18 protein-coding genes are annotated in these 20,724 nt (G+C 51.3%); 11 read left to right on the forward strand and 7 right to left on the reverse strand.

All coding sequences use genetic code 11. The features are described from left to right. Positions 1-20: 20 nt before the first annotated feature. Positions 21-1,616 (forward strand): ABC transporter substrate-binding protein, encoded by a 1,596-nt coding sequence (locus tag ETV65_RS07670; protein ID WP_129952315.1) that lies wholly within the window; start codon positions 21-23, stop codon positions 1,614-1,616. A gap of 617 nt (positions 1,617-2,233) precedes the next feature. Here the strand turns inward: ETV65_RS07670 and ETV65_RS07675 are convergent. Both ETV65_RS07675 and yfcG read right to left on the reverse strand, forming a co-directional pair. Further along, on the reverse strand, positions 2,234-3,130 hold the full coding sequence (locus ETV65_RS07675; RefSeq protein ID WP_129952316.1) for a TIGR01777 family oxidoreductase: 897 nt from the start codon (positions 3,128-3,130) through the stop codon (positions 2,234-2,236). Between the two features lie 142 nt (positions 3,131-3,272). Next, the gene (gene yfcG, locus ETV65_RS07680; protein WP_129952317.1) at positions 3,273-3,902 is read right to left on the reverse strand and encodes a GSH-dependent disulfide bond oxidoreductase; all 630 of its coding nucleotides are present in this window, start codon (positions 3,900-3,902) and stop codon (positions 3,273-3,275) included. 316 nt (positions 3,903-4,218) lie between these two features. Here yfcG and yfcD point away from each other — a divergent pair, with 316 nt between their 5' ends. Continuing rightward, positions 4,219-4,851, forward strand: coding sequence for an NUDIX hydrolase YfcD (gene yfcD, locus ETV65_RS07685; RefSeq protein ID WP_129952318.1), 633 nt, complete (start codon positions 4,219-4,221; stop codon positions 4,849-4,851). A 37-nt stretch (positions 4,852-4,888) separates the two neighbouring features. Here the strand turns inward: yfcD and ETV65_RS07690 are convergent, their stop codons facing one another. Further along, positions 4,889-5,905 carry a LacI family DNA-binding transcriptional regulator gene (locus tag ETV65_RS07690; RefSeq protein ID WP_129952319.1) on the reverse strand — a complete coding sequence of 339 codons (1,017 nt, stop codon included), beginning with the start codon at positions 5,903-5,905 and terminating at the stop codon, positions 4,889-4,891. 351 nt (positions 5,906-6,256) lie between these two features. Between ETV65_RS07690 and ETV65_RS07695 the strand changes: the two genes are divergently transcribed. The 5 genes from ETV65_RS07695 to ETV65_RS07715 all read left to right on the forward strand — a co-directional run bounded on the left by ETV65_RS07695 (position 6,257) and on the right by ETV65_RS07715 (position 10,427). Beyond that, positions 6,257-6,700 carry a PTS sugar transporter subunit IIA gene (locus tag ETV65_RS07695; RefSeq protein ID WP_129952320.1) on the forward strand — a complete coding sequence of 148 codons (444 nt, stop codon included), beginning with the start codon at positions 6,257-6,259 and terminating at the stop codon, positions 6,698-6,700. A 135-nt stretch (positions 6,701-6,835) separates the two neighbouring features. Then, entirely contained in the window at positions 6,836-7,117 is a 282-nt protein-coding gene (locus tag ETV65_RS07700; RefSeq protein ID WP_129952321.1) for a PTS sugar transporter subunit IIB, read from the forward strand. Between the two features lie 50 nt (positions 7,118-7,167). Next, on the forward strand, positions 7,168-8,544 hold the full coding sequence (locus ETV65_RS07705; protein WP_129952322.1) for a PTS ascorbate transporter subunit IIC: 1,377 nt from the start codon (positions 7,168-7,170) through the stop codon (positions 8,542-8,544). Positions 8,545-8,647: 103 nt separating this feature from the next. Then, positions 8,648-9,481 (forward strand): transketolase, encoded by an 834-nt coding sequence (locus ETV65_RS07710; protein ID WP_129952323.1) that lies wholly within the window; start codon positions 8,648-8,650, stop codon positions 9,479-9,481. Further along, positions 9,474-10,427, forward strand: a complete 954-nt coding sequence (locus ETV65_RS07715; RefSeq protein WP_129952324.1) for a transketolase family protein — start codon at positions 9,474-9,476, stop codon at positions 10,425-10,427. Before ETV65_RS07710 ends, ETV65_RS07715 begins: the two co-directional genes overlap by 8 nt. A 76-nt stretch (positions 10,428-10,503) precedes the next feature. Here the strand turns inward: ETV65_RS07715 and pta are convergent, their stop codons facing one another. Further along, on the reverse strand, positions 10,504-12,648 hold the full coding sequence (gene pta, locus ETV65_RS07720; protein WP_205951578.1) for a phosphate acetyltransferase: 2,145 nt from the start codon (positions 12,646-12,648) through the stop codon (positions 10,504-10,506). Between the two features lie 181 nt (positions 12,649-12,829). After that, positions 12,830-14,032 (reverse strand): acetate kinase, encoded by a 1,203-nt coding sequence (gene ackA / locus ETV65_RS07725; RefSeq protein ID WP_129952326.1) that lies wholly within the window; start codon positions 14,030-14,032, stop codon positions 12,830-12,832. 519 nt (positions 14,033-14,551) lie between these two features. Between ackA and yfbV the strand changes: the two genes are divergently transcribed. From yfbV to ETV65_RS07750, 4 genes are all read left to right on the forward strand, one after another. Then, positions 14,552-15,007, forward strand: a complete 456-nt coding sequence (gene yfbV, locus ETV65_RS07735) for a terminus macrodomain insulation protein YfbV (protein ID WP_129952328.1) — start codon at positions 14,552-14,554, stop codon at positions 15,005-15,007. Between the two features lie 192 nt (positions 15,008-15,199). Further along, positions 15,200-15,694 carry a YfbU family protein gene (locus ETV65_RS07740; RefSeq protein WP_129952329.1) on the forward strand — a complete coding sequence of 165 codons (495 nt, stop codon included), beginning with the start codon at positions 15,200-15,202 and terminating at the stop codon, positions 15,692-15,694. Between the two features lie 24 nt (positions 15,695-15,718). Next, positions 15,719-16,372, forward strand: coding sequence for a sugar phosphatase (locus ETV65_RS07745; protein WP_129952330.1), 654 nt, complete (start codon positions 15,719-15,721; stop codon positions 16,370-16,372). Between the two features lie 119 nt (positions 16,373-16,491). Beyond that, positions 16,492-18,324, forward strand: coding sequence for an SLC13 family permease (locus ETV65_RS07750; protein WP_129952331.1), 1,833 nt, complete (start codon positions 16,492-16,494; stop codon positions 18,322-18,324). 8 nt (positions 18,325-18,332) lie between these two features. Here ETV65_RS07750 and yfbR read toward each other — a convergent pair whose 3' ends face one another. Next, on the reverse strand, positions 18,333-18,932 hold the full coding sequence (yfbR, locus tag ETV65_RS07755; RefSeq protein ID WP_129952332.1) for a 5'-deoxynucleotidase: 600 nt from the start codon (positions 18,930-18,932) through the stop codon (positions 18,333-18,335). Positions 18,933-19,049: 117 nt separating this feature from the next. Continuing rightward, on the reverse strand, positions 19,050-20,264 hold the full coding sequence (locus ETV65_RS07760; protein WP_129952333.1) for a pyridoxal phosphate-dependent aminotransferase: 1,215 nt from the start codon (positions 20,262-20,264) through the stop codon (positions 19,050-19,052). Between the last annotated feature and the right edge of the window lie 460 nt (positions 20,265-20,724).

The following is a 20,724-nucleotide window of genomic DNA, read 5'->3' on the forward strand; positions in this document are numbered from 1 at the left end:
CAGGGAAAATAGGGAAAAGAATGAAACACAACATCTTAAAAATAAGCACAGGCTTACTGGCGTTAACTCTCACTGGCGGCGTTTGTGCTAAAACGCTGGTTTACTGTTCCGAAGGTTCGCCTGAGCAATTCAACCCGCAGCTTTATACGTCGGGCACCTCTGTGGATGCCAGCGCCGCGCCAATTTATAACCGTCTGGTGGATTTCAAAATCGGTACCACTGAACTGGTGCCGGGTCTGGCAGAAAGCTGGGAGGTCAGTGCGGACGGTAAAACCTATACCTTCCACCTGCGCAAGGGCGTGAAATTTCAGAACAGCAAGCTGTTCAAACCGACCCGTGATTTCAACGCTGACGACGTGATCTTCTCGTTCATGCGCCAGAAAGACGAAAATAATCCTTATCATAAAATTTCCGGCGGTACTTACCTTAACTTCGACAGCCTGAAAATGGGTGACCTGATCGGCAGTATTGATAAGGTGGATGATTACACCGTGCGTTTCAACCTGACGCGCCCTGAAGCGCCGTTCGTGGCCGATCTGGCATGGTATTTTGCTTCCATCCTCTCGGCGGAATATGCCGATCAGATGCTCAAAGCCGGCACGCCGGAAAAAGTCGATCAGGATCCGATTGGTACCGGGCCGTTTGAACTGGTGCAATACCAGAAAGACACGCGTCTGCTGTACAAAGCTTTCCCGGACTACTGGCAGGGTAAATCCAAAATTGACCGTCTGGTGTATACCATTACGCCTGATGCCTCAATGCGTCTGGCCAAACTCGAGAAGAATGAATGTCAGGTGATGCCATTCCCGAATCCGGCTGATCTGGAGCGTATGCGTGCCAATAAAGACATCAATCTGATGAGTAAGGCTGGCCTGAACACCGGTTTCCTGTCCTTCAACACTCAGAAACCCCCGCTGGATAATGTGAAAGTGCGTCAGGCGCTGACCATGGCGATCAACAAACCGCAAATCATAGAAGCCGTATTCCATGGTACGGGAACCGTGGCGAAAACACTGCTGCCGACCGGTGTATGGAGCTATAACGACAAACTGGTGGATTACGATTATTCACCGGAGAAAGCCAAAGCCCTGCTGGCCGAAGCGGGTATGCCGAATGGTTTTGATATCGATTTGTGGGCGATGCCGGTTCAGCGTCCGTATAACCCGAACGCACGGCGTATGGCGGAAATGATCCAGGCTGACTGGGCCAAAATCGGCGTGAAGGCGCATATCGTCAGTTACGAATGGGGCGAGTATCAGACCCGTATCCGTAACGGTGAACACATGGCGGCGCTGATGGGCTGGACGACGGCGAACGGCGATCCGGATAACTTCTTCGGCCCGCTGTTTACCTGTAATGCCGCGAAGGGCGGTTCAAACTCAGCTAAATGGTGTTACGCGCCGTTTGATAAGCTGATCACCGAAGCCAAAGAAACGACCGATCATGCAAAACGTGTAGCGCTTTACGAGCAGGCCCAGCAAATGATGCACGATCAGGCACCGGCGGTAATGATTGCTCACTCGACCATTTTCGAACCGGTACGTAAAGAAGTGACCGGCTATGAAGTGGACCCGTTTGGGAAACATGTGTTTTATCAGGCTGATATTAAGGAATAAATCCTGAGCGGGATTAGAACGGATGAAAATTGAAACTGTGAAAGTTTCGGTTTCTCAATAGCAGTTCTCATACGAGATATTTTGCCGAAACCGAGCAGAGGGGAAAGGCTTTTCCCCTCTGCACTCCCCTCGCTTTTTCACTGCGCGCTGTCGCTGGAACGAAGGACATGTTCTGGTCGTTCTGAGTGTGGCGCAAAATGTCATCGCTCCGCGATTCCCTCATTTCAGGCTTCGAGCCTTAGGTCTCGAACCGTTCATTCGGTGCCATTTTTGAGCACGCCAATCAACATTTCTAAAAGATAAAAAAACAATCTGCCTTTGAATTTAAGATCGCACGGGCGTTTCAGAAAGCTTGCTGAATGAGAGGTTGCAGACCCAAGGCTGCAATCCCGAAATGAAGGCACCGCGCAGCGGCAAGATTTCCAGCCTGTCGCAGTGATACCTGAAACATAGCTAGCGAGCGTTATCGCTTGTTGAAAAAGCGAGGAGGAATCCAAAGGAGGAAAAGCACTTTCCTCCTTTGGGCGGTTTCGGCGCAGAAAGTTAAGTAATCTCAGTTATTGAGAAACCGAAACATCCCCAGTCTGGTACGGCAGGGTGAAGGGCTGCAAGACCCGTCACCCGAGCAAATCCTCCAGCGCCTCTTTCAGCTCCTGATGCTTAAATATAAACCCTGCGGCTTCCAGCCTGCGCGGGACGGCACGCTGTCCGCCGAGTACCAGCACGGCGGATTCCCCCATCAGTAACCTTATTACCGGCGCGGGTGCCCGCATAAATGCCGGACGGTGCAATACTTCGCCAAGCAGAGCGCTGAATTGCTCGTTACGTGCCGGGTACGGCGACACCATATTGAACGGGCCGGAAAGTGTTTCGTGTTCCAGCAGGAAAATAATCGCGTCAATCATGTCGCTGATGTGGATCCAGGGCATGTATTGCTGACCATCACCGAGCGGGCCACCGAGACCGGCACGGTAGGGCAGAACTATTTTTGCCAGCGCACCGCCTTTTTCAGCCAGGACGATGCCGGTACGCAGCAAACAAACACGCGTTGCCGGGCTTTGTGCTGACATCGCCAGTGCTTCCCAGCGGGCACATAACTGCCAGGTAAACTGCTTATTAGGTGGCTCGTCTTCCGGCACGAGCGCCTGACCCTGATCGCCGTAATATCCGACCGCTGAGCCGGAGATAAACACAGAAGGCGGCTTTTCACTGGCATTAATCAGCGTTGCCAGTTGTTCGGTCAGTTTCCAGCGGCTTTCACAAAGCAATGCTTTATGCTCTTTGGTCCAGCGTTTGTCGGCAATCGGTTCACCGGCAAGATTAATTACGGCATCGAAACCATCAAGTGAGGTTTTTCCTTGCAGCGTTTCCCAGACGGAAACCTGAGTGCCGAGTAACTTCGCCGCGCGTTCAGGTGCACGGCTCAGGGCGGTGATCTGATGAGATTGCGCAAGCAGCCGTTCGGTGAGTTTCCTTCCGATGAGGCCGGTGGCGCCGGTAATCAAGATCTTCATATCGTGATCCTTAACTGTCTGAATACGCGGATGAACTGCCTTTAATCATAGATGAGTCATCGCTATTAACGCGCGATATGGAGCACAATTAAGGGTTTTTTATTTTGAGACATTCACAATGCTGCCGGCAAACTGAAGGGGCTTACGGAACCTGCGCCAGCGCGTAGGCTTTTTGTGTCGCCGGGCGGCTTTTAACCCTTTCGAACCAATTGCGCACGGCCGGGTATTGTGCGAGATCAATTCGCTGACGTTCATGAGCCGCTACCCACGGATAAGTGGCTATGTCGGCGATACTGTAATTCTCCCCGGCGATATACGCGTTTTTCTCTAACTGGCGGTTCAGCACACCATACAGACGCTGAGTTTCCTGTAAATAACGCTCAATGGCATAAGGGACCGGTTGCGGCGCGTAATGCGTAAAGTGGTGGTTCTGACCCAGCATCGGACCAAAGCTGGCTACCTGCCAGGTGAGCCATTCCAGTGTCGCAGTCCGCTCGCGCAACTCTTTGCTGAGAAATTTTCCGGTTTTTTCTGCCAGATATTGCAAAATTGCGCCAGACTCAAAAATACCGATCGGTGCGCCGCCGTCAACGGGCTGACTGTCAACAATCGCCGGGATTTTGTTGTTTGGCGAAATGGCCAGAAATTCAGGTTTGAACTGTTCTCCGGCGCTGATATCAACGCGATGGAGCCGGTATTGCAGGCCACTCTCTTCAAGAAAAAGAGAAATTTTATGGCCATTCGGTGTGGGAGCGTAATAAAGATCGATCATATTGCCTCCTGCGTTGTTTTAATCACTGTCGCGACTGGCGGGGACGGGATACGCCAATAGGGAACGGGTAATCACAAACTTCTTATCCGGTTTATTAGGTTATCATAATGTAGATGTTTAGAAGTCTATGTCAGACTTGTCTGATGGCGAACTTTGCGGGGTAACATAGCTTTTAGGTTGCATCAACGCATCCATAGCTATTGAAGCTAACCAGCAGACCCAGATAGAATCTCAGCACATTATCGACGTGTTGCAAAATCACAGCGCACAGACTTATTGCGCACAGATCAGCGCTTAAAAGAGAAGGTTCCAGCGGATGTCAGAACAAGAGCAAAACATCAGTACGGATGAGTGGGTGGATATCGTCAACGAAGACAACGAGGTCATTGCCCAGGCCAGCCGACAACAAATGCGTGCTCAGGTCCTGCGTCACCGTGCCAGCTATATTGTGGTTCATGATGGAATGGGGAATATTTTGGTTCAGCGTCGGACTGAAACCAAAGACTTCTATCCGGGCTGGCTTGATGCAACGGCCGGTGGTGTAGTGCAAAGCGGTGAAAATATTCTTGATTCTGCCCGCCGTGAAGCCGAGGAAGAACTGGGCATCGCCGGTGTGCCGTTTGCAGAGCACGGTCAGTTCTACTTTGAAGAAGAGAACAAATGCCGCGTATGGGGTGCACTGTTCAGCTGTGTATCCCACGGTCCGTTTGCCCTGCAGGAAGAAGAAATTGATGCCGTGCGCTGGATGACACCGGAAGAAATTACCGCGCGCTGTGATGAATTTACGCCAGACTCGCTGAAAGCACTTTCTCTGTGGATGACGCGCAACAATGAAAAAGAACACGGTAAGCCTCTGACCCGTGAAGCCGACGCTGCTGTGGCTGACGCGTCTGTCTCTGAAGACCCTAAAAACGATGCCGTGGTGTCGTCACCAAAAGACGCTATCTGAGACACACTTACGGGCGAGCTCATATCGCCCGTTTTCTTTAGCAACTCTCCCGCTTGCACAACGACGAAGCGATCATCACTTCTTCCCACTCCTCGTCATTAATCCTCGCCAGTAACGCCTGGGCAGCCCGTATCCCGATTTCTTTATGCGGTATGGCAATGGTGGTCAGCGGTGGCTGGCATACTTTACTGACATCGGCGTTGCCAAAGCCGACCACGGCAAGATCGTCAGGCACTTTGATGCGTCTGCGCTGACATTCATACAATGCGCCACAGGCGAGATCGTCGGAAACACACACCAGCGCGTCAATTTCCGGCCAGGCGAGCAGAAATTCCGGCAATTGCTGAGCGCCGGTGGAGAAGCTGGCTGGCTCAGCGGCGTTTATCACCCGGTGCGGAGACATGTGCGCTTTTAACATGGCCTTGCGCCAACCCTGAAGGTGTTGCTGGAAAATCCACTGCTCCTGATTAGCACACAACATGCCGATATTCTGATACCCCCTGGCGATCACCGTCCGGGTTAGCTGAAACATCGCCTCGACATAATCAATGCCGATATTCATGTCGATCGGCGAATCGGTCAGCGCGCCGATTTCCAGCACCGGTATGGTCAGGTTATCCAGCCATTGCCGTACGTTGGCCGAATGCTCAACGGACAGCAAAATCGCCGCCGCCAGATTATAGGAAAGCAGCGTTTCCAGCAGTTTTTCTTCCCGCTCAATACGATGCTGAGATTCCGCCAGCATGATCTGATAACCCGCCGGTTGCAGCACTTTTTGTAACCCGGCAAACATCTCGGCGCAGCCCGCTTCGGAAAGGCTCGGTACAATCATCGCAATGGTATTTGATGAAGCAGAAGCCAGCGAACTGGCGGCCTGATTGGGCAGGTATCCGAGCTGGCTCACGGCCTCTTCGATCTTCTCCCGCAGCTTGTCGGAGACCTGTTCAGGTGTTCGCAGTGCACGGGAGACGGTCATACTGCCCACGCCTGCCAGCTGCGCAACATCGGCCAGCGTCACTCTTCCGGTACTGCGTCTCTTCTTGTTAATGGACATTCACGATCCTGACCTTAACTGCGCATCTTGCGCACAATGTATACCCATGGGTATAGCGAAAAAAGCGGGCCGCAGCAGGACCGGCAAAACGGGAACCACGGCAGAATTCGGTAAATTATCGGCAATTTCCAGACAAAGTATACCGTTATTTATGTGATCCACGGGACGGTGGTACCGCCGCGCGATTATTTTTGATAGCGCTATCACAGTTCTCAATGATAGAAGTTTGGTAGCGCTATCTTTGGGATGTGTGTCACAGATGTTAACGCTATCGCTGAAGTAGAGTCAGGATCGTTGGTGCGGTCCGGGGGAAATTTGACCGGCCATCTTAAAAAAATACGGAGCCTGACTATGTTAAATGATTGGCTGACATCTGAACGAATTCAGATCAGAACGGATATCACGGACTGGCGGCAGGCGGTGGAGGTCAGTGCACAACCCCTGCTGAAAGAAGGGACCATAACCCCGGATTACCTGACGGCAATTTTCGCTCAACGGGAAAAGCTGGGGCCGTATTTTGTTCTGGCACCGGGTATTGCCATGCCGCATGCCAGACCAGAAGAAGGGGCGAACGGGTTGGGACTCTCGTTACTGACACTGCCACACGGCGTGGTGTTTAATTCAGAGGATAACGACCCGGTCTATACGGTGGTGATGTTATCGGCTGCTGATAAACACAGTCATGTTGAACTGATTTCTGAACTGGCGGAATTATTTTCCAGTGAAGAAGATATGCAGAAAATACATCAGGCAAAAACGATCAGAGAAATTCAGGACATTATATCCCGCTATTAGTCTGCCTTTATATCAGAAGGGCATGGGGTTCAAGCCTAAAGAAATCCTGAAATTCAGGGGCATGAATATGTGCAACTGAACTGTGATCCTACGCAATGTAAACTTTTAAAAAACAGATAAAGAACAGGTGAAAAAATGAAAATCATGGCGATTTGTGGCTCCGGTTTAGGCAGCAGTTTTATGGTTGAAATGAACATCAAGAAGGTTCTGAAAAAACTTAATATTCAGGCAGATGTTCAGCACTCCGATTTGTCCTCAGCCATTCCGGGCGAGGCCGATCTGTTTGTGATGGCAAAGGACATCGCTGCCAGCGCCAGTATTCCTGAAAACCAGCTGGTGGTGATCACTAACATCATTGATATTAATGAACTTGAAACAAAACTGATGGCTCACTTTGAAAAGCATCCGGTGTCCTGACCGGCACGGAATAACCCTACAAATAAAACAAATAGACAAACGAGGTGGATATGTTTATCCAGGAAACGCTCAAGTTTGTGGTCGATATATTAAAAGTGCCTTCTATACTGGTGGGGCTCATCGCATTAATCGGTCTGGTAGCGCAAAAGAAAAACTTTTCTGATGTGGTGAAAGGCACGGTTAAAACAATACTGGGTTTTTTAGTCTTAGGCGGTGGTGCCACAGTATTAGTCGGTTCATTAAATCCTTTAGGCGGCATGTTTGAACATGCCTTTAATATCCAGGGTATTATTCCTAATAACGAAGCGATTGTTTCCATTGCGCTGGAGAAATTCGGTGCACCGACAGCGTTAATTATGGCGTTTGGTATGGTGGCAAATCTGATCGTGGCCCGTTTCACCCGTCTTAAATATGTGTTTCTGACCGGTCACCATACGTTTTATATGGCCTGTATGATCAGCGTTATTCTGACAGTGGCCGGTTTCGAAGGCGTTTCACTGGTGTTCACCGGTTCCCTGACGCTCGGGCTTATCATGGCGTTCTTCCCGGCGCTGGCGCAACGCTATATGCGTAAAATCACCGGCAGCGATGACGTCGCATTCGGTCATTTCGGCACTATCGGTTATGTCTTATCGGGCTGGATAGGCAGCAAGGTCGGTAAAGGTTCACGTTCTACGGAAGAAATGAATTTGCCGAAAAACCTCAGCTTCCTGCGTGACAGTTCCATTTCTATCTCGCTCACCATGATTATCATTTATCTGATTATGGCGGTATTCGCGGGGCAGGTCTTTGTTGAAGCCACTTACAGCGCAGGTCAGAACTATCTGGTGTACGCCATTATTATGGCAATTACTTTCGCGGCGGGCGTGTTCATCATTCTGCAAGGGGTGCGTCTGATCCTGGCTGAAATCGTTCCGGCATTCGTCGGCTTCTCCGAGAAACTGGTGCCTAATGCCCGCCCGGCGCTGGATTGCCCGGTGGTGTATCCGTACGCGCCGAATGCGGTGCTGATTGGCTTCCTGTTCAGCTTCCTCGGGGGGCTGGTGGGGCTGTTCCTGTTAGGGCAGATGCATCTGGTGCTGATCCTGCCCGGTGTAGTGCCGCACTTCTTCACCGGTGCAACGGCGGGCGTGTTTGGTAATGCCACCGGCGGGCGTCGCGGGGCGATGGTCGGTGCATTTGCCAACGGCGTGCTGATTACCTTCCTGCCGGTTCTGTTGTTACCGGTACTCGGCGCGCTGGGCTTTGCCAATGCAACCTTCTCTGATGCGGATTTCGGCGTTATTGGCATTCTGCTGGGTAACCTGGCCCGCTTCATGTCGAAGGAAGGCATCATGGCGCTGATTGTCGGAATCTTCGCGGTACTGGTTGCCTGGAACTATCTCGGTAAAAAACCGGTGGCTGAGAAAGAAGCCACTGAGAAGTAATAGCCTGCATCACTGCGTTTTTAACTCCATCCGGGAAACACTGTCCTGCCTGTTAGAAATAACAGGTCAGGATAAGCATTCATTAAAATAAGGACCCATGAAGATGAAAGATGTCCAGAAGGTTCGTGATCTTGCCCGCCATATCCGCATCGAGACGCTGAAAATGCTGACCGGTCTGGGATTCGGGCATTATGGCGGCAGCATGTCCGTGGTGGAGACGCTGGCCGTGTTGTATGGCGATGTGATGCGCATCGATCCGGAAAAACCAGACTGGCAAGATCGTGATTATTTCGTGCTGTCAAAAGGCCATGCGGGGCCGGCGCTGTATGCCACGCTGGCACTGAAAGGTTATTTCCCGGTCAGCGAATTACACACACTCAACCAGAACGGAACCCGTCTGCCGAGCCATCCGGACCGGCTGCGCACCACGGGCGTGGATGCGACCACCGGCTCGCTGGGACAAGGCGTGTCCATTGCGGCGGGCATGGCGCTTTCGCATAAGCTGGCCGGTCGCAGCAACCGTGTATTCTGCATTCTTGGCGACGGCGAACTCAACGAAGGACAGTGCTGGGAAGCCTTCCAGTTTATTGCACACCACAACCTGCACAATCTGATGCTGTTCATTGATTACAACAAACAGCAACTCGACGGCACGCTGGATGAAGTCATCAAGCCGTTTGATCTGGCCGGAAAATTCAGTGCATTTGGCTTTGATGTGCAGACCATTAAAGGCGATGACATTGCAGCGATAAGTGAGGCGGTCACACCGGTTCGTCATGCTGAGCAACGTCCGCTGGTGGTGATACTCGACAGCATCAAAGGGCAGGGCGTGAAGTATCTCGAACAACTGGCGAACTCGCACCATCTGCGTCTAACGCCGGATGTGAAACTGGAAATCGAAAACGCTATCGCTGAGCTGGAGGCCACCCATGTTTGAAGTCTCTCTGGAATTACAAAAAGACGCGGTGGAAATGCGCAAAGTTTACGCCAATACCGTGCGCCAAAAGATCGTAGAGAACACGCCGGTTATCGCGCTTGAAGCCGACCTGATGAGCTCGATGGCGATGGACGGCGTGCATAAAGATCACCCTGATCATGTGATTAACTGCGGCATCATGGAAGCCAACGTGATCGGCGTTGCAGCAGGTTTGTCGCTGACCGGTCGCGTGCCTTTTGTGCATACTTTTACCGCATTCGCCAGCCGCCGCTGTTTCGATCAGCTGTTTATGTCACTGGATTATCAGAAAAATAATGTGAAGATTATTGCGTCCGATGCGGGCGTCAGTGCCTGCCATAACGGTGGTACGCATATGTCGTTTGAGGATATGGGTATCGTGCGCGGGCTGGCGAGTTCGGTGGTGATGGAAGTTACCGACGCCGTAATGTTCCGCGATATCCTGTTGCAACTGATGGATTTGAAAGGCTTTTACTGGGTGCGCACCATCCGTAAACAGGCCACGCAGGTTTATCAGGAAGGTTCGACATTCACCATCGGCAAAGCCAATGTGCTGCGCGATGGCAAAGACGTGACGCTGATTGCCAACGGCATTATGGTCGCTGAAGCACTGAAAGCGGCAGAAATGCTCGGGCGCGAAGGCGTGAGTGCGGCGGTCATTGACATGTTCACCCTCAAGCCGATTGATAAAGACATCATCATTCAATACGCCGCGAAAACCGGCAAAATAGTGACCAGCGAAAACCACAGTATTCACAACGGGCTGGGATCTGCGGTGGCGGAAGTACTGGTAGAAAATCAGCCGGTGCCGATGCGCCGTGTCGGCGTGAAGGAACGTTACGGTCAGGTGGGCACGCAGGAGTTTTTACAGCAGGAATATGGCCTGACGGCTGAGCATATTCTGGAAGCCGCGAAAACATTGCTCTGAATTTTTATCGAAAGAAATGTGACCCAAAAAAAACGCCGGATATTAAGTCCGGCGTCTTACCTTCAGAAGTTCTGACTTATTTAGCCGGAACAGCCGCTTCTGCCTGAGCAGACTGAATCGCTGTCAGTGCAACGGTGTAGACGATATCGTCTACCAGTGCGCCACGTGACAGGTCATTGACCGGTTTACGCATGCCCTGCAACATCGGTCCGATTGAGACCAGATCCGCAGAACGCTGTACCGCTTTGTACGTGGTGTTACCGGTATTCAGGTCAGGGAAGATGAACACGGTCGCTTTACCCGCAACCGGCGAGTTTGGCGCTTTGGACTGAGCAACGTCAGCCATGATAGCGGCGTCATATTGCAGCGGGCCATCGATGATCAAATCCGGGCGTTTTTCCTGTGCCAGACGGGTCGCTTCACGCACTTTTTCAACATCGCTACCTGCGCCGGAATTACCGGTTGAGTAGGAGATCATCGCAACGCGTGGTTCGATACCGAACGCCGCAGCAGAATCCGCAGACTGGATTGCGATTTCAGACAGCTGTTCAGCGGTAGGATCCGGGTTGATCGCGCAGTCGCCGTAAACCAGAACCTGGTCAGGCAGCAGCATGAAGAATACAGAGGAAACCAGCGAGCTACCCGGTGCGGTTTTGATCAGCTGCAACGGCGGGCGGATGGTGTTTGCTGTGGTGTGAACCGCACCGGAAACCAGACCGTCAACGTTACCTTGTTCCAGCATCAGAGTGCCCAGAACCACGTTGTCTTCGAGTTGTTCACGTGCAACCACTTCGGTCATGCCTTTGTTTTTGCGCAGTTCAACCAGACGGGCTACATATTCTTCACGGACAGCCACCGGATCAACGATTTCGATGCCTTTACCCAGCGTCACGCCCTGAGCTGCTGCAACGCGTTTGATTTCGTCAGGATTACCCAACAGTACGCATTCAGCGATACCACGTTCAGCACACAGCGCTGCCGCTTTTACGGTACGTGGTTCGTCGCCTTCCGGCAGAACAATACGTTTACCGGCTTTACGGGCCAGTTCGGTCAGCTGATAGCGGAATGCCGGCGGTGACAGACGGCGTGAACGTTCGGAATGTGCGCTCAGGGAGTTGATCCAGTCAGCGTTAATGTGAGACGCCACGTACTGTTGCAGTTTCTCTACACGCTGATGGTCATCTGCAGGTACTTCCAGATTAAAGCTCTGCAGGCTCAGGGAGGTCTGCCAGGTGTTGGTTTCTACCATAAAGACAGGCAGGCCGGTCTGGAAGGCACGTTCACACAGGCTGTTGATGCGTTCGTCGATTTCATAACCACCGGTCAGCAGGATAGCGCCAATTTCCACGCCGTTCATGGCGGCCAGACAGGCTGAAACCAACACGTCAGGACGATCAGCAGAGGTCACCAGCAGAGAGCCCGGACGGAAATGCTCCAGCATATGCGGAATGCTGCGTGCACAGAATGTTACGGATTTCACGCGGCGGGTTTTCACATCGCCTTCGTTGATAATACGTGCGTTCAGATGCTTAGCCATGTCGATTGCGCGGGTGGCAATCAGCTCGAAGCTCCAGGGAATGCAGCCAAGAACCGGTAGCGGGCTGTTAGCGAACAACTGGGTCGGGTCGATATTCGCCACGCTGGCTTTGGTGGAATCATCAAAGATTTCGGACAGGTCAGGACGTGTACGACCCTGATCGTCAACCGGCGCATTCAGTTTGTTAATGATTACGCCGGTGATATTTTTGTTCTTGCTGCCACCGAAGCTGGAACGGGCCAGTTCGATACGTTCTTTCAACTGTGCAGGAGAATCATTGCCCAGCGCCAGCACAAAGACGATTTCTGCATTCAGGGTTTTGGCAATTTCATAGTTCAGCGCATTGGCGAACTGGTGTTTACGGGTAGGCACTAAGCCTTCAACCAGCACCACTTCCGCATCTTTGGTATTTTCATGATAACGCGCGATGATTTCTTCCATCAGTACGTCTTGCTGGTTTGAGCTCAGCAAGGTTTCCACATGGCTCATTTTCAGCGGTTCTGCAGCGGTCACGCTGGAGTTAGCACGAATAATGGTGGTGGTTTGGTCAGGAGCATCTCCGCCAGTACGCGGTTGGGCGATAGGCTTGAAGATACTCAGGCTGACGCCTTTTTGTTCCATGGCACGGATCACGCCCAGGCTGACGCTGGTCAGACCGACGCTGGTGCCTGTAGGGATCAACATAATTGTACGGGACACGGCTAAACCTCTTTAACGGTTGCCAGGCAGGGACCTTCGCAGGTTTGTACAGGGAGGATAATGATCAGCATAAGCGCGATGATTATCCTGCGCGGTGCGTCCAAACGGGCGGCGTTTGCCTATAAGTGAAAAATTGCCCGCATTACGCGGGCAGTCTTGAATCGAATTATGCAGTCAGACGCGCGGCGTCTTGTGCAATCACCAGCTCTTCGTTGGTTGGAATAACCAGAGCGGCGCGGGTGCCTTCTTTATTGATCGCCCCGGATTTGCCAAAACGGGCAGCCAGGTTACGTTCGTGATCCACTTCAAAGCCCAGCAGACCCAGTTTAGCCAGCGACAGTTCGCGAACCATTGCAGCGTTTTCACCGATACCACCGGTGAATACGACGGCATCCAGACGGCCTTCCATCAATGAGGTATACGCACCGATGTATTTCGCCAGGCGGTGGCAGAAGACATCCATGGCACGTTTAGCATCTGCTTTGGTGGTGTAGTTATCTTCAACATAACGGCAGTCACTGGTGACTTCAGTCAGGCCCAGCAGACCTGATTCTTTGGTCAACATTTTGTTGATTTGATCAACGCTCATGCCCAGTGAATCGTGCAGATGGAAGATGATGGCCGGGTCGATGTCACCGCTGCGGGTACCCATCACCAGACCTTCCAGTGGGGTCAGGCCCATGGAGGTATCAACACATTGACCGTTACGGATTGCACTGACAGAACCGCCGTTACCCAGGTGGCAAGTGATCAGGTTCACTTCTTCCACGGGTTTGTTCAACATTTTTGCGGCTTCCTGTGTCACGTAGAAGTGACTGGTGCCGTGTGCGCCATAACGACGGACGTGATGATCTTTATACAGGCTGTACGGCAGTGCGTAGAGGTAGGATTCTTCTGGCATTGTCTGATGGAAAGCCGTGTCGAAAACGGCAACGTTTTTATCAGCCAGTTTAGGGAATGATTTCAGGGCTTCATCGATACCGATCAGGTGAGCCGGATTATGCAGCGGCGCAAACGGAATAGATTCTTTGATACCCTCAATAACCGCGTCGTTGATCAGCATTGATTTGGTCAGCTTCTCGCCGCCATGAACGATGCGGTGGCCGATCGCAACCAGTTCTGCGGACAGCTCAGGTTTTTTGCTCAGAATGTTATTAACGATGAATTTCAACGCTTCACTGTGTGCGGCACCCGCACCCAAAGCGGCTTCTTCTTTGCCACCGTCCATTTTCCATTTAATGCGCGCTTCTGGCAGATGGAAACATTCGGCTAAACCTGAAATGTGCTCTTCGCCGTTTGCAGCATCAATGATGGCAAACTTGAGGGAAGAACTACCACAGTTAAGAACCAGTACAAGCTTACTCGACATGGAAGTACCTATTTATTGTTGGTGCTGTTTAAAAAAACAATACACGTGGTTAATAAATCGTCAGTCTGACATCAAGCGTAGCGCATAATGGCGGCGACAATTATGATTAACATCATGCCAGAGAGCCAAAACGGACATGACGATGAAAAAGCTGAAGAATCGCCGGGCTTTGGTTTTTTTAAGCGTCCGGATAACAGAAATAAATCAGTAAACAGCACTGTATATTTCGGTTTACACGTCTTCAGGATGTTACTAATCAGTAAAAACACTAACAAAAAATACAATAACTAATTACAAATCCTCTCAGACCGAGGCACTATGCTTATTATGGGGATGAAAGATTGCAATTCACCGCTTTCACCCCAACTTTATATTGATCCCGTTACCTGAGAGGGTTGCGAGGCTGCGATAGAATACCGACAGGTGCCAGCAAAAACAAAATATATTTTATCGTGGTAAACTCCAGTTTGTGTTTTACAACTATTTTTTAAATTTTATACGCGAAGTTGAGGTGCAACGATGACGAGTAAGCCAACAGGCTCCGTAGGCTGGTTCCAGGTATTCCAGCGCGGGCAGCACTATATGAAGACATGGCCGTCAGATAAGCGCCTGGCTCCGATGTTTCCCGAGAACCGGATTTCTACGGCTACGCGTTTCGCCGTGCGCATCATGCCGCCGGTAGCGGTCTTTACCCTGACGTGGCAAATCGCTTTAGGTGGACAACTCGGTCTGGCCGTCGCCACGGCGATTTTTGCCTGCAGCCTGCCGATGCAAGGATTATGGTGGCTGGGTCGCCGTTCTCTGACGCCGCTGCCGCCGGGATTACTCGGCTGGTTCCATGATGTACGCAACAAGCTCGCTGAATCCGGACTGGCACTGGCACCGATTGAAGGTACGCCGACGTACCAGTCACTGGCTGATGTCCTTAAGCGCGCGTTCAAACAGCTGGACAAAACCTTCTTAGACGATCTGTAAGCCTGTTTTCCCCGCTTGCTGCGCCTGTCATCAATGACAATCTTTCATAAGTCGTATCTCGCCGGGGAAATCTCCCCGGTGATTATTTCAGGTGAGATCCCGACTCAAATCAAAGAATGGTGTGCTTGCGATTTCGCAGAACTTTGCGCTATGCCATGCTTTGCGCATTATGCAGACATGAGGATTTTCACGATGGAAATGACGAACGCTCAACGCCTGATTTTGTCCAATCAATACAAAATGATGACCATGCTTGATCCCGATAATGCGGAACGCTATCGCCGGTTACAAACCGTTGTAGAACGGGGTTTTGGTTTGCAAATGCGCGAGCTGGACAGAGATTTCGGCGAATTGCCGGAGGAAACCTGTCGCACAGTGATTAATATTATGGAAATGCATCATGCGATGCAGGTGTCCTGGACCCATTTGAAAGATACGCAAGATTTGGATCGCCGCCGTATTGATTTTCTGGGTTTTGATGCCGCAACGGAATCCCGCTATTTAAGCTATGTTCGCTTTATGGTGAACACCGAAGGACGTTACACCGATTTTGATGCAGGCACTCACGGATTTAACTCGCAGACCAAAATGTGGGATAAATACCAGCGTATGCTGGCGGTCTGGCAGTCGTGCCCGCGTCAGTATCATCTGAGTGCGGTAGAGATCGCGCAAATTATCAATGCCTGATGTCAATACTTAAAGGAGTCGCCTGTGCTTTGTAAGGGTTTTTTGTTCGACCTTGATGGAACGTTAGTTGATTCATTACCTGCAGTTGAGCGTGCCTGGGTGAACTGGGCGCTTAGCCGGGGCATCAGCCCCCAGGAGGTACTGGCGTTTATTCATGGCAAGCAGGCGATCACTTCTTTGCGTCATTTTATGGCGGGTGAAAGTGAAGAAGCGATTCAAAAAGAGTTTCTGAAGCTGGAACAGATTGAAGCCACGGACACCGAGGGGGTAGCCGCGCTTCCCGGTGCCCATTTGCTGTTAAGTGAACTCAACCGGCAGAATATTCCCTGGGCAATTGTGACATCCGGTTCCTTGCCTGTCGCCAGCGCGCGCCATAAAGCGGCGCATTTGCCTGAGCCTGAAGTGTTTATCACCGCTGAACAGGTCAAACATGGCAAACCACAGCCTGACGCCTATTTGCTGGGAGCAGAACGTTTGGGTCTGGCACCGGAAGATTGCGTGGTGGTTGAAGATGCCGCCGCCGGTGTGATGGCCGGGCTGGCCGCGGGCTGCAAAGTCATTGCTGTAAACGCACCGGACGATACGCCCGGGATTGAAAATGTTGATTTCGACCTGACGACATTGGAAGTTCTGCTGATCAGCCGTACCGGCGAAGGTGTGAAAGTCAGTCTGCGTTAAGGTCAGAAAAAACACAATTTCCCTGTTTAAATTGATATAAACCCCGCCTGTGCGGGGTTTTTTTATGCCATTCTGGTACCCGTTCCTGCCTCTCAATCTCAACGCAAATGGAGTGTGTTTTGACCGGTGAATTGCTTTGGGTCGTCACGTTGCTGGCTATTGCGATGGTGCTGTTTGCACGCAATACGCTGCGAATGGATATTGTTGCTTTACTGGTCATTATTGCTTTTGTGCTCAGCGGCACGCTGACTATCAATGAAGCACTGGCCGGATTCAGTGATCCGAACGTTATTTTGATCGCGGCGCTGTTTGTGGTCGGCCACGGGCTGGTGAGAACCGGTGTGGCGTATCAGGTCGGTGACTGGCTGATGAAAGTGGCGGGCAACAGTGAAACGCGGATGCTGGTTTTGCTGATGCTTACTGTCGCAGGTCTGGGCGCTTTTATGAGTTCAACCGGCGTGGTCGCGATCTTCATTCCTGTGGTGATGAGCGTCTCGGCGCGCATGAAAACCTCTCCCGCACGACTGATGATGCCGCTGAGTTTCGCCGGGCTTATCAGCGGTATGATGACATTAGTCGCTACGCCGCCGAATATGGTAGTCAACAGTGAATTGTTGCGTGAGGGATTCGACGGTTTTGGTTTCTTCGGCGTCACCCCGGTGGGACTGGTGGTACTGATAATGGGTATCGGATATATGCTGATTGCCCGTCGCTGGCTGTCATCAGAAGATGCGGCACGAGGTCAGCAACACTGGAAGCGGCGAACTTTCCGGGATTTGATCCGTGATTATCATCTGACCGGCCGTGCGCGTCGCGTCACTATTCGCCCCGGTTCGCCTTTGGTCGGGCGTACACTTGATGATGTGCATCTGCGTTCCCGTTACGGCGCGAACGTCGTAGGCATTGAACGCTGGCGTAAATTTCGCCGTGTGATGGTCAGCGCGACGGGGAATACGGAACTGTTTGCCCGCGATGTGTTACTGCTCGATATGTCGGATCCTGACATCTCCATCAGACAATTTTGCACTGACGAAATGCTCGAGCCTATGGTGCTACGTGGTGAGTATTTTTCTGAGCAATCGCGGGATGTCGGGATGGCCGAAGTGTCATTAATTCCCGATTCCGAACTGCTCGGCAAAACGCTGCGTGATGTGGCATTCCGCTCCACCTATGGCTTAAATGTTGTGGGTATCCGCCGCCAGGGTGAAGCGCTGGAGGGAAAACTGGTGGATGAGGAATTGCAGCTGGGCGATATGCTGCTGGTGATTGGCGACTGGAAACTGATCCGCCAGCTTCAGCAACAAATGCATGATTTCATTGTACTTAATCTTCCCGCTGAAGTGGATGAAGTCGCGCCCGCTCTGAGCCAGGCACCCCATGCGCTGTTTTGTCTGGCGCTGATGGTGGCGCTGATGCTCACCGATGATGTGCCTAACGCTATCGCCGCCATTATTGCCTGTATTCTGATGGGTAAATTCCGTTGCATCACGATGGAAAGTGCTTATAAAGCCATTCACTGGCCAAGTTTGCTGCTGATCGTCGGGATGATGCCTTTTGCGCTGGCTCTGCAGAAAACCGGCGGTGTGGCACTGATTGTGAAGGGATTGATGGAGATAAGCGGCGGCTATGGCCCGTATGTAATGTTGCTGAGCTTATTCATTCTCTGTGCAAGCATCGGGCTGTTTATTTCTAATACTGCAACGGCCGTCCTGATGGCGCCGATTGCTATTGCGGCGGCACACCAGATGGGGGTATCACCGTACCCGTTCACCATGATTATTGCTATTGCGGCTTCTGCCGCTTTTATGACACCGGTATCGTCACCGGTAAATACGCTGGTTATGGTGCCGGGCAACTATCAGTTTGGCGACTTTCTCCGCATCGGTGTACCGTTCACTTTGCTGGTGATGGTCGTCAGCATATTTCTGGTACCTGTCTTATTCCCGTTCTGATCGCAGGTTCAGAGCGGCGAATCGAGACTGATTTCGTCCAGCGAGAGGCTGAAACTCGGAATGAAGACTTCCATAAAGTAATCCATTTCCGGGCTTTTTCTGTCTGCCAGCGTTTTCTCCAGACGGGCTTTCGCCAGAGTGAATTCGTTATTGCCTGCCGATAATTCCTCCAGACATTTCAGATAGGCGCACAGCGCATCAGCCTGTTTTACGGTCAGTTTTTCTTCTTCCGTATAATAATGTTCGTCAATCAGCGGGCGGAAATCCTCCTGTAATTCCTTCGGCAGCATTTCAATCAGTTTCTGCTGGGCAATTTTCTCAATCTTTTTGTACTCATGGGCAATCTGCGGATTGTAATACTTGATTGGCGTCGGCATATCGCCGGTAAGCACTTCGCTGGCATCGTGGTACATGGCGAGCAGAGCAACGCGTTCCGCACTCAGATTGCCATTGAATTTACGGTTCTTGATCACGGCTAAAGCATGGGCGACGAAAGCGACTTGCAGACTGTGCTCCGACACGTTTTCAGTACGGACATTGCGCATCAGCGGCCAGCGGCTGATCAGTTTAAGGCGGGAAAGGTGGGCGAAAAAATGGCTCTGATTCATAACACTCTCGATTACTGCGGTGAATGAATGACTATTGTGAGCAGTGCGAAACCGTTATGCAAATGCGGAAATTGAAAGGAAAGGCGAAAGGGCGCTGTCGTCAGCGCCCTGATTTCATCACTGGCGATAGGTTTCGAGGAAACGTCCCAGTTTATTGACAGCCATTTCCAACTCATCCACACGTGGCAGCGTCACGATACGTACATGATCCGGATACGGCCAGTTGAACGCAGAACCCTGAACCAGCAATACCTTTTGCTGTAACAGTAAGTCGAGCACCATTTTCTGATCGTCATGGATGTTGAAACGTTTGGCGTCAATGCGCGGGAACATATACAGGGCGCCCTTTGGTTTCACGCAGGAAACGCCTGGAATTTCATTGATCAGTTCCCATGCACGATCGCGTTGTTCGACCAGGCGTCCGCCCGGCTGAATAAACTCGCTGATGCTCTGATAGCCGCCCAGTGCAGTCTGAATGGCATGTTGCATCGGCACATTGGCGCAAAGGCGCATCGAGGCCAACATTTCCAGACCTTCAATATAACCTTTCGCATGTTTCTTCGGTCCGTTCAGAACCATCCAGCCCTGACGGAAACCGGCTACGCGGTAGGTTTTTGACAGACCGTTAAAGGTGACCGTCAGTAAATCCGGTGCCAGGGAGGCGATGGAGATGTGCCGGGCTTCGTCATACAGGATCTTGTCGTAAATTTCGTCGGCAAAAATAATCAGATTATGTTCCCGGGCGATGTCCACAATCTGCATCAGTAATTCTTTACTGTATACGGCGCCGGTCGGGTTATTCGGGTTGATAATCACAATGCCACGGGTACGCGGTGTGATTTTGTCACGAATATCGGCAATGTCAGGGAACCAGTCCGCCCCTTCATCACACAGATAATGCACAGCATTACCGCCTGATAACGAAACGGCTGCTGTCCACAACGGGTAGTCGGGCGCAGGGACTAACATTTCATCACCGGTATTAAGCAGTGCCTGCATGGACTGAACAATCAGCTCTGAAACACCGTTGCCGATATAGATATCTTCAACCGTGATGTCACGCATATCGCGCGCCTGATAATGCTGCATGATCGCTTTACGTGCAGAAAACAGGCCTTTCGAATCACAATAACCTTGCGCGGTTGGCAGATTGCGGATGACATCGACCAGGATTTCATCAGGCGCATCAAAACCGAATGGCGCGGGGTTGCCGATGTTCAGCTTGAGGACTTTATTACCTTCTTCTTCAAGACGTTTTGCTTCTTTGAGCACCGGGCCGCGAATGTCATAACAGACGTTGTCCAGTTTGCGGGATTTTTCAATCGGGGACATGTAAGTGAGAGCCTTTTGCAGTAAAGCCTGTTCTTCCCTGGTGCCGAGCGACCGTAGAACAGTGCGAAGGGGTCAATTTACTCTCCCGCAAAGGGCATGAGAAGGGCTGTGCACCGTTTTGGTGAAAAACAGTATTAAAGCGGTCTGTGGTGGGGTATTACCGTATAGCACCTGAGTCTTAATGGTTAATTGTGCTAATTTATAGAGATATAACGATTTTATATGTTGTGATTGTGGGTTTTTTGTACAATAAATTCACTGTTTTTGCTGCCCTGCGCGCGTCCCCTGACCGACCATTTCATTGCCTTTAGGCACAGAACATCACGAAATCTTACCAAAGCTCGACAAATTCTGAAAAAAATTCAGGAAGCTTTGTTTTTCCGCTAAAAAACCTTAGCAAGAATTAGTTTTATTTATCTAATCATTAATAGTGAATGCTGGATGAATGATCATGTTCTAA

Origin of the sequence: Rahnella sp. RFA10(1/100), from assembly GCF_004195115.1 — a bacterium.
GTDB lineage: Bacteria > Pseudomonadota > Gammaproteobacteria > Enterobacterales > Enterobacteriaceae > Rahnella > Rahnella perminowiae.

Bases quoted from the DNA above. Each gene is read 5' to 3' on its own strand.
- ETV65_RS07670 (WP_129952315.1), top strand. From the start codon at position 21: ATGAAACACAACATCTTAAAAATAAGCACAGGCTTACTGGCGTTAACT.
- ETV65_RS07675 (WP_129952316.1), bottom strand. From the start codon at position 3,130: ATGAAGATCTTGATTACCGGCGCCACCGGCCTCATCGGAAGGAAACTC.
- yfcG (WP_129952317.1), bottom strand. From the start codon at position 3,902: ATGATCGATCTTTATTACGCTCCCACACCGAATGGCCATAAAATTTCT.
- yfcD (WP_129952318.1), top strand. From the start codon at position 4,219: ATGTCAGAACAAGAGCAAAACATCAGTACGGATGAGTGGGTGGATATC.
- ETV65_RS07690 (WP_129952319.1), bottom strand. From the start codon at position 5,905: ATGTCCATTAACAAGAAGAGACGCAGTACCGGAAGAGTGACGCTGGCC.
- ETV65_RS07695 (WP_129952320.1), top strand. From the start codon at position 6,257: ATGTTAAATGATTGGCTGACATCTGAACGAATTCAGATCAGAACGGAT.
- ETV65_RS07700 (WP_129952321.1), top strand. From the start codon at position 6,836: ATGAAAATCATGGCGATTTGTGGCTCCGGTTTAGGCAGCAGTTTTATG.
- ETV65_RS07705 (WP_129952322.1), top strand. From the start codon at position 7,168: ATGTTTATCCAGGAAACGCTCAAGTTTGTGGTCGATATATTAAAAGTG.
- ETV65_RS07710 (WP_129952323.1), top strand. From the start codon at position 8,648: ATGAAAGATGTCCAGAAGGTTCGTGATCTTGCCCGCCATATCCGCATC.
- ETV65_RS07715 (WP_129952324.1), top strand. From the start codon at position 9,474: ATGTTTGAAGTCTCTCTGGAATTACAAAAAGACGCGGTGGAAATGCGC.
- pta (WP_205951578.1), bottom strand. From the start codon at position 12,648: ATGTTGATCCCTACAGGCACCAGCGTCGGTCTGACCAGCGTCAGCCTG.
- ackA (WP_129952326.1), bottom strand. From the start codon at position 14,032: ATGTCGAGTAAGCTTGTACTGGTTCTTAACTGTGGTAGTTCTTCCCTC.
- yfbV (WP_129952328.1), top strand. From the start codon at position 14,552: ATGACGAGTAAGCCAACAGGCTCCGTAGGCTGGTTCCAGGTATTCCAG.
- ETV65_RS07740 (WP_129952329.1), top strand. From the start codon at position 15,200: ATGGAAATGACGAACGCTCAACGCCTGATTTTGTCCAATCAATACAAA.
- yfbR (WP_129952332.1), bottom strand. From the start codon at position 18,932: ATGAATCAGAGCCATTTTTTCGCCCACCTTTCCCGCCTTAAACTGATC.
- ETV65_RS07760 (WP_129952333.1), bottom strand. From the start codon at position 20,264: ATGTCCCCGATTGAAAAATCCCGCAAACTGGACAACGTCTGTTATGAC.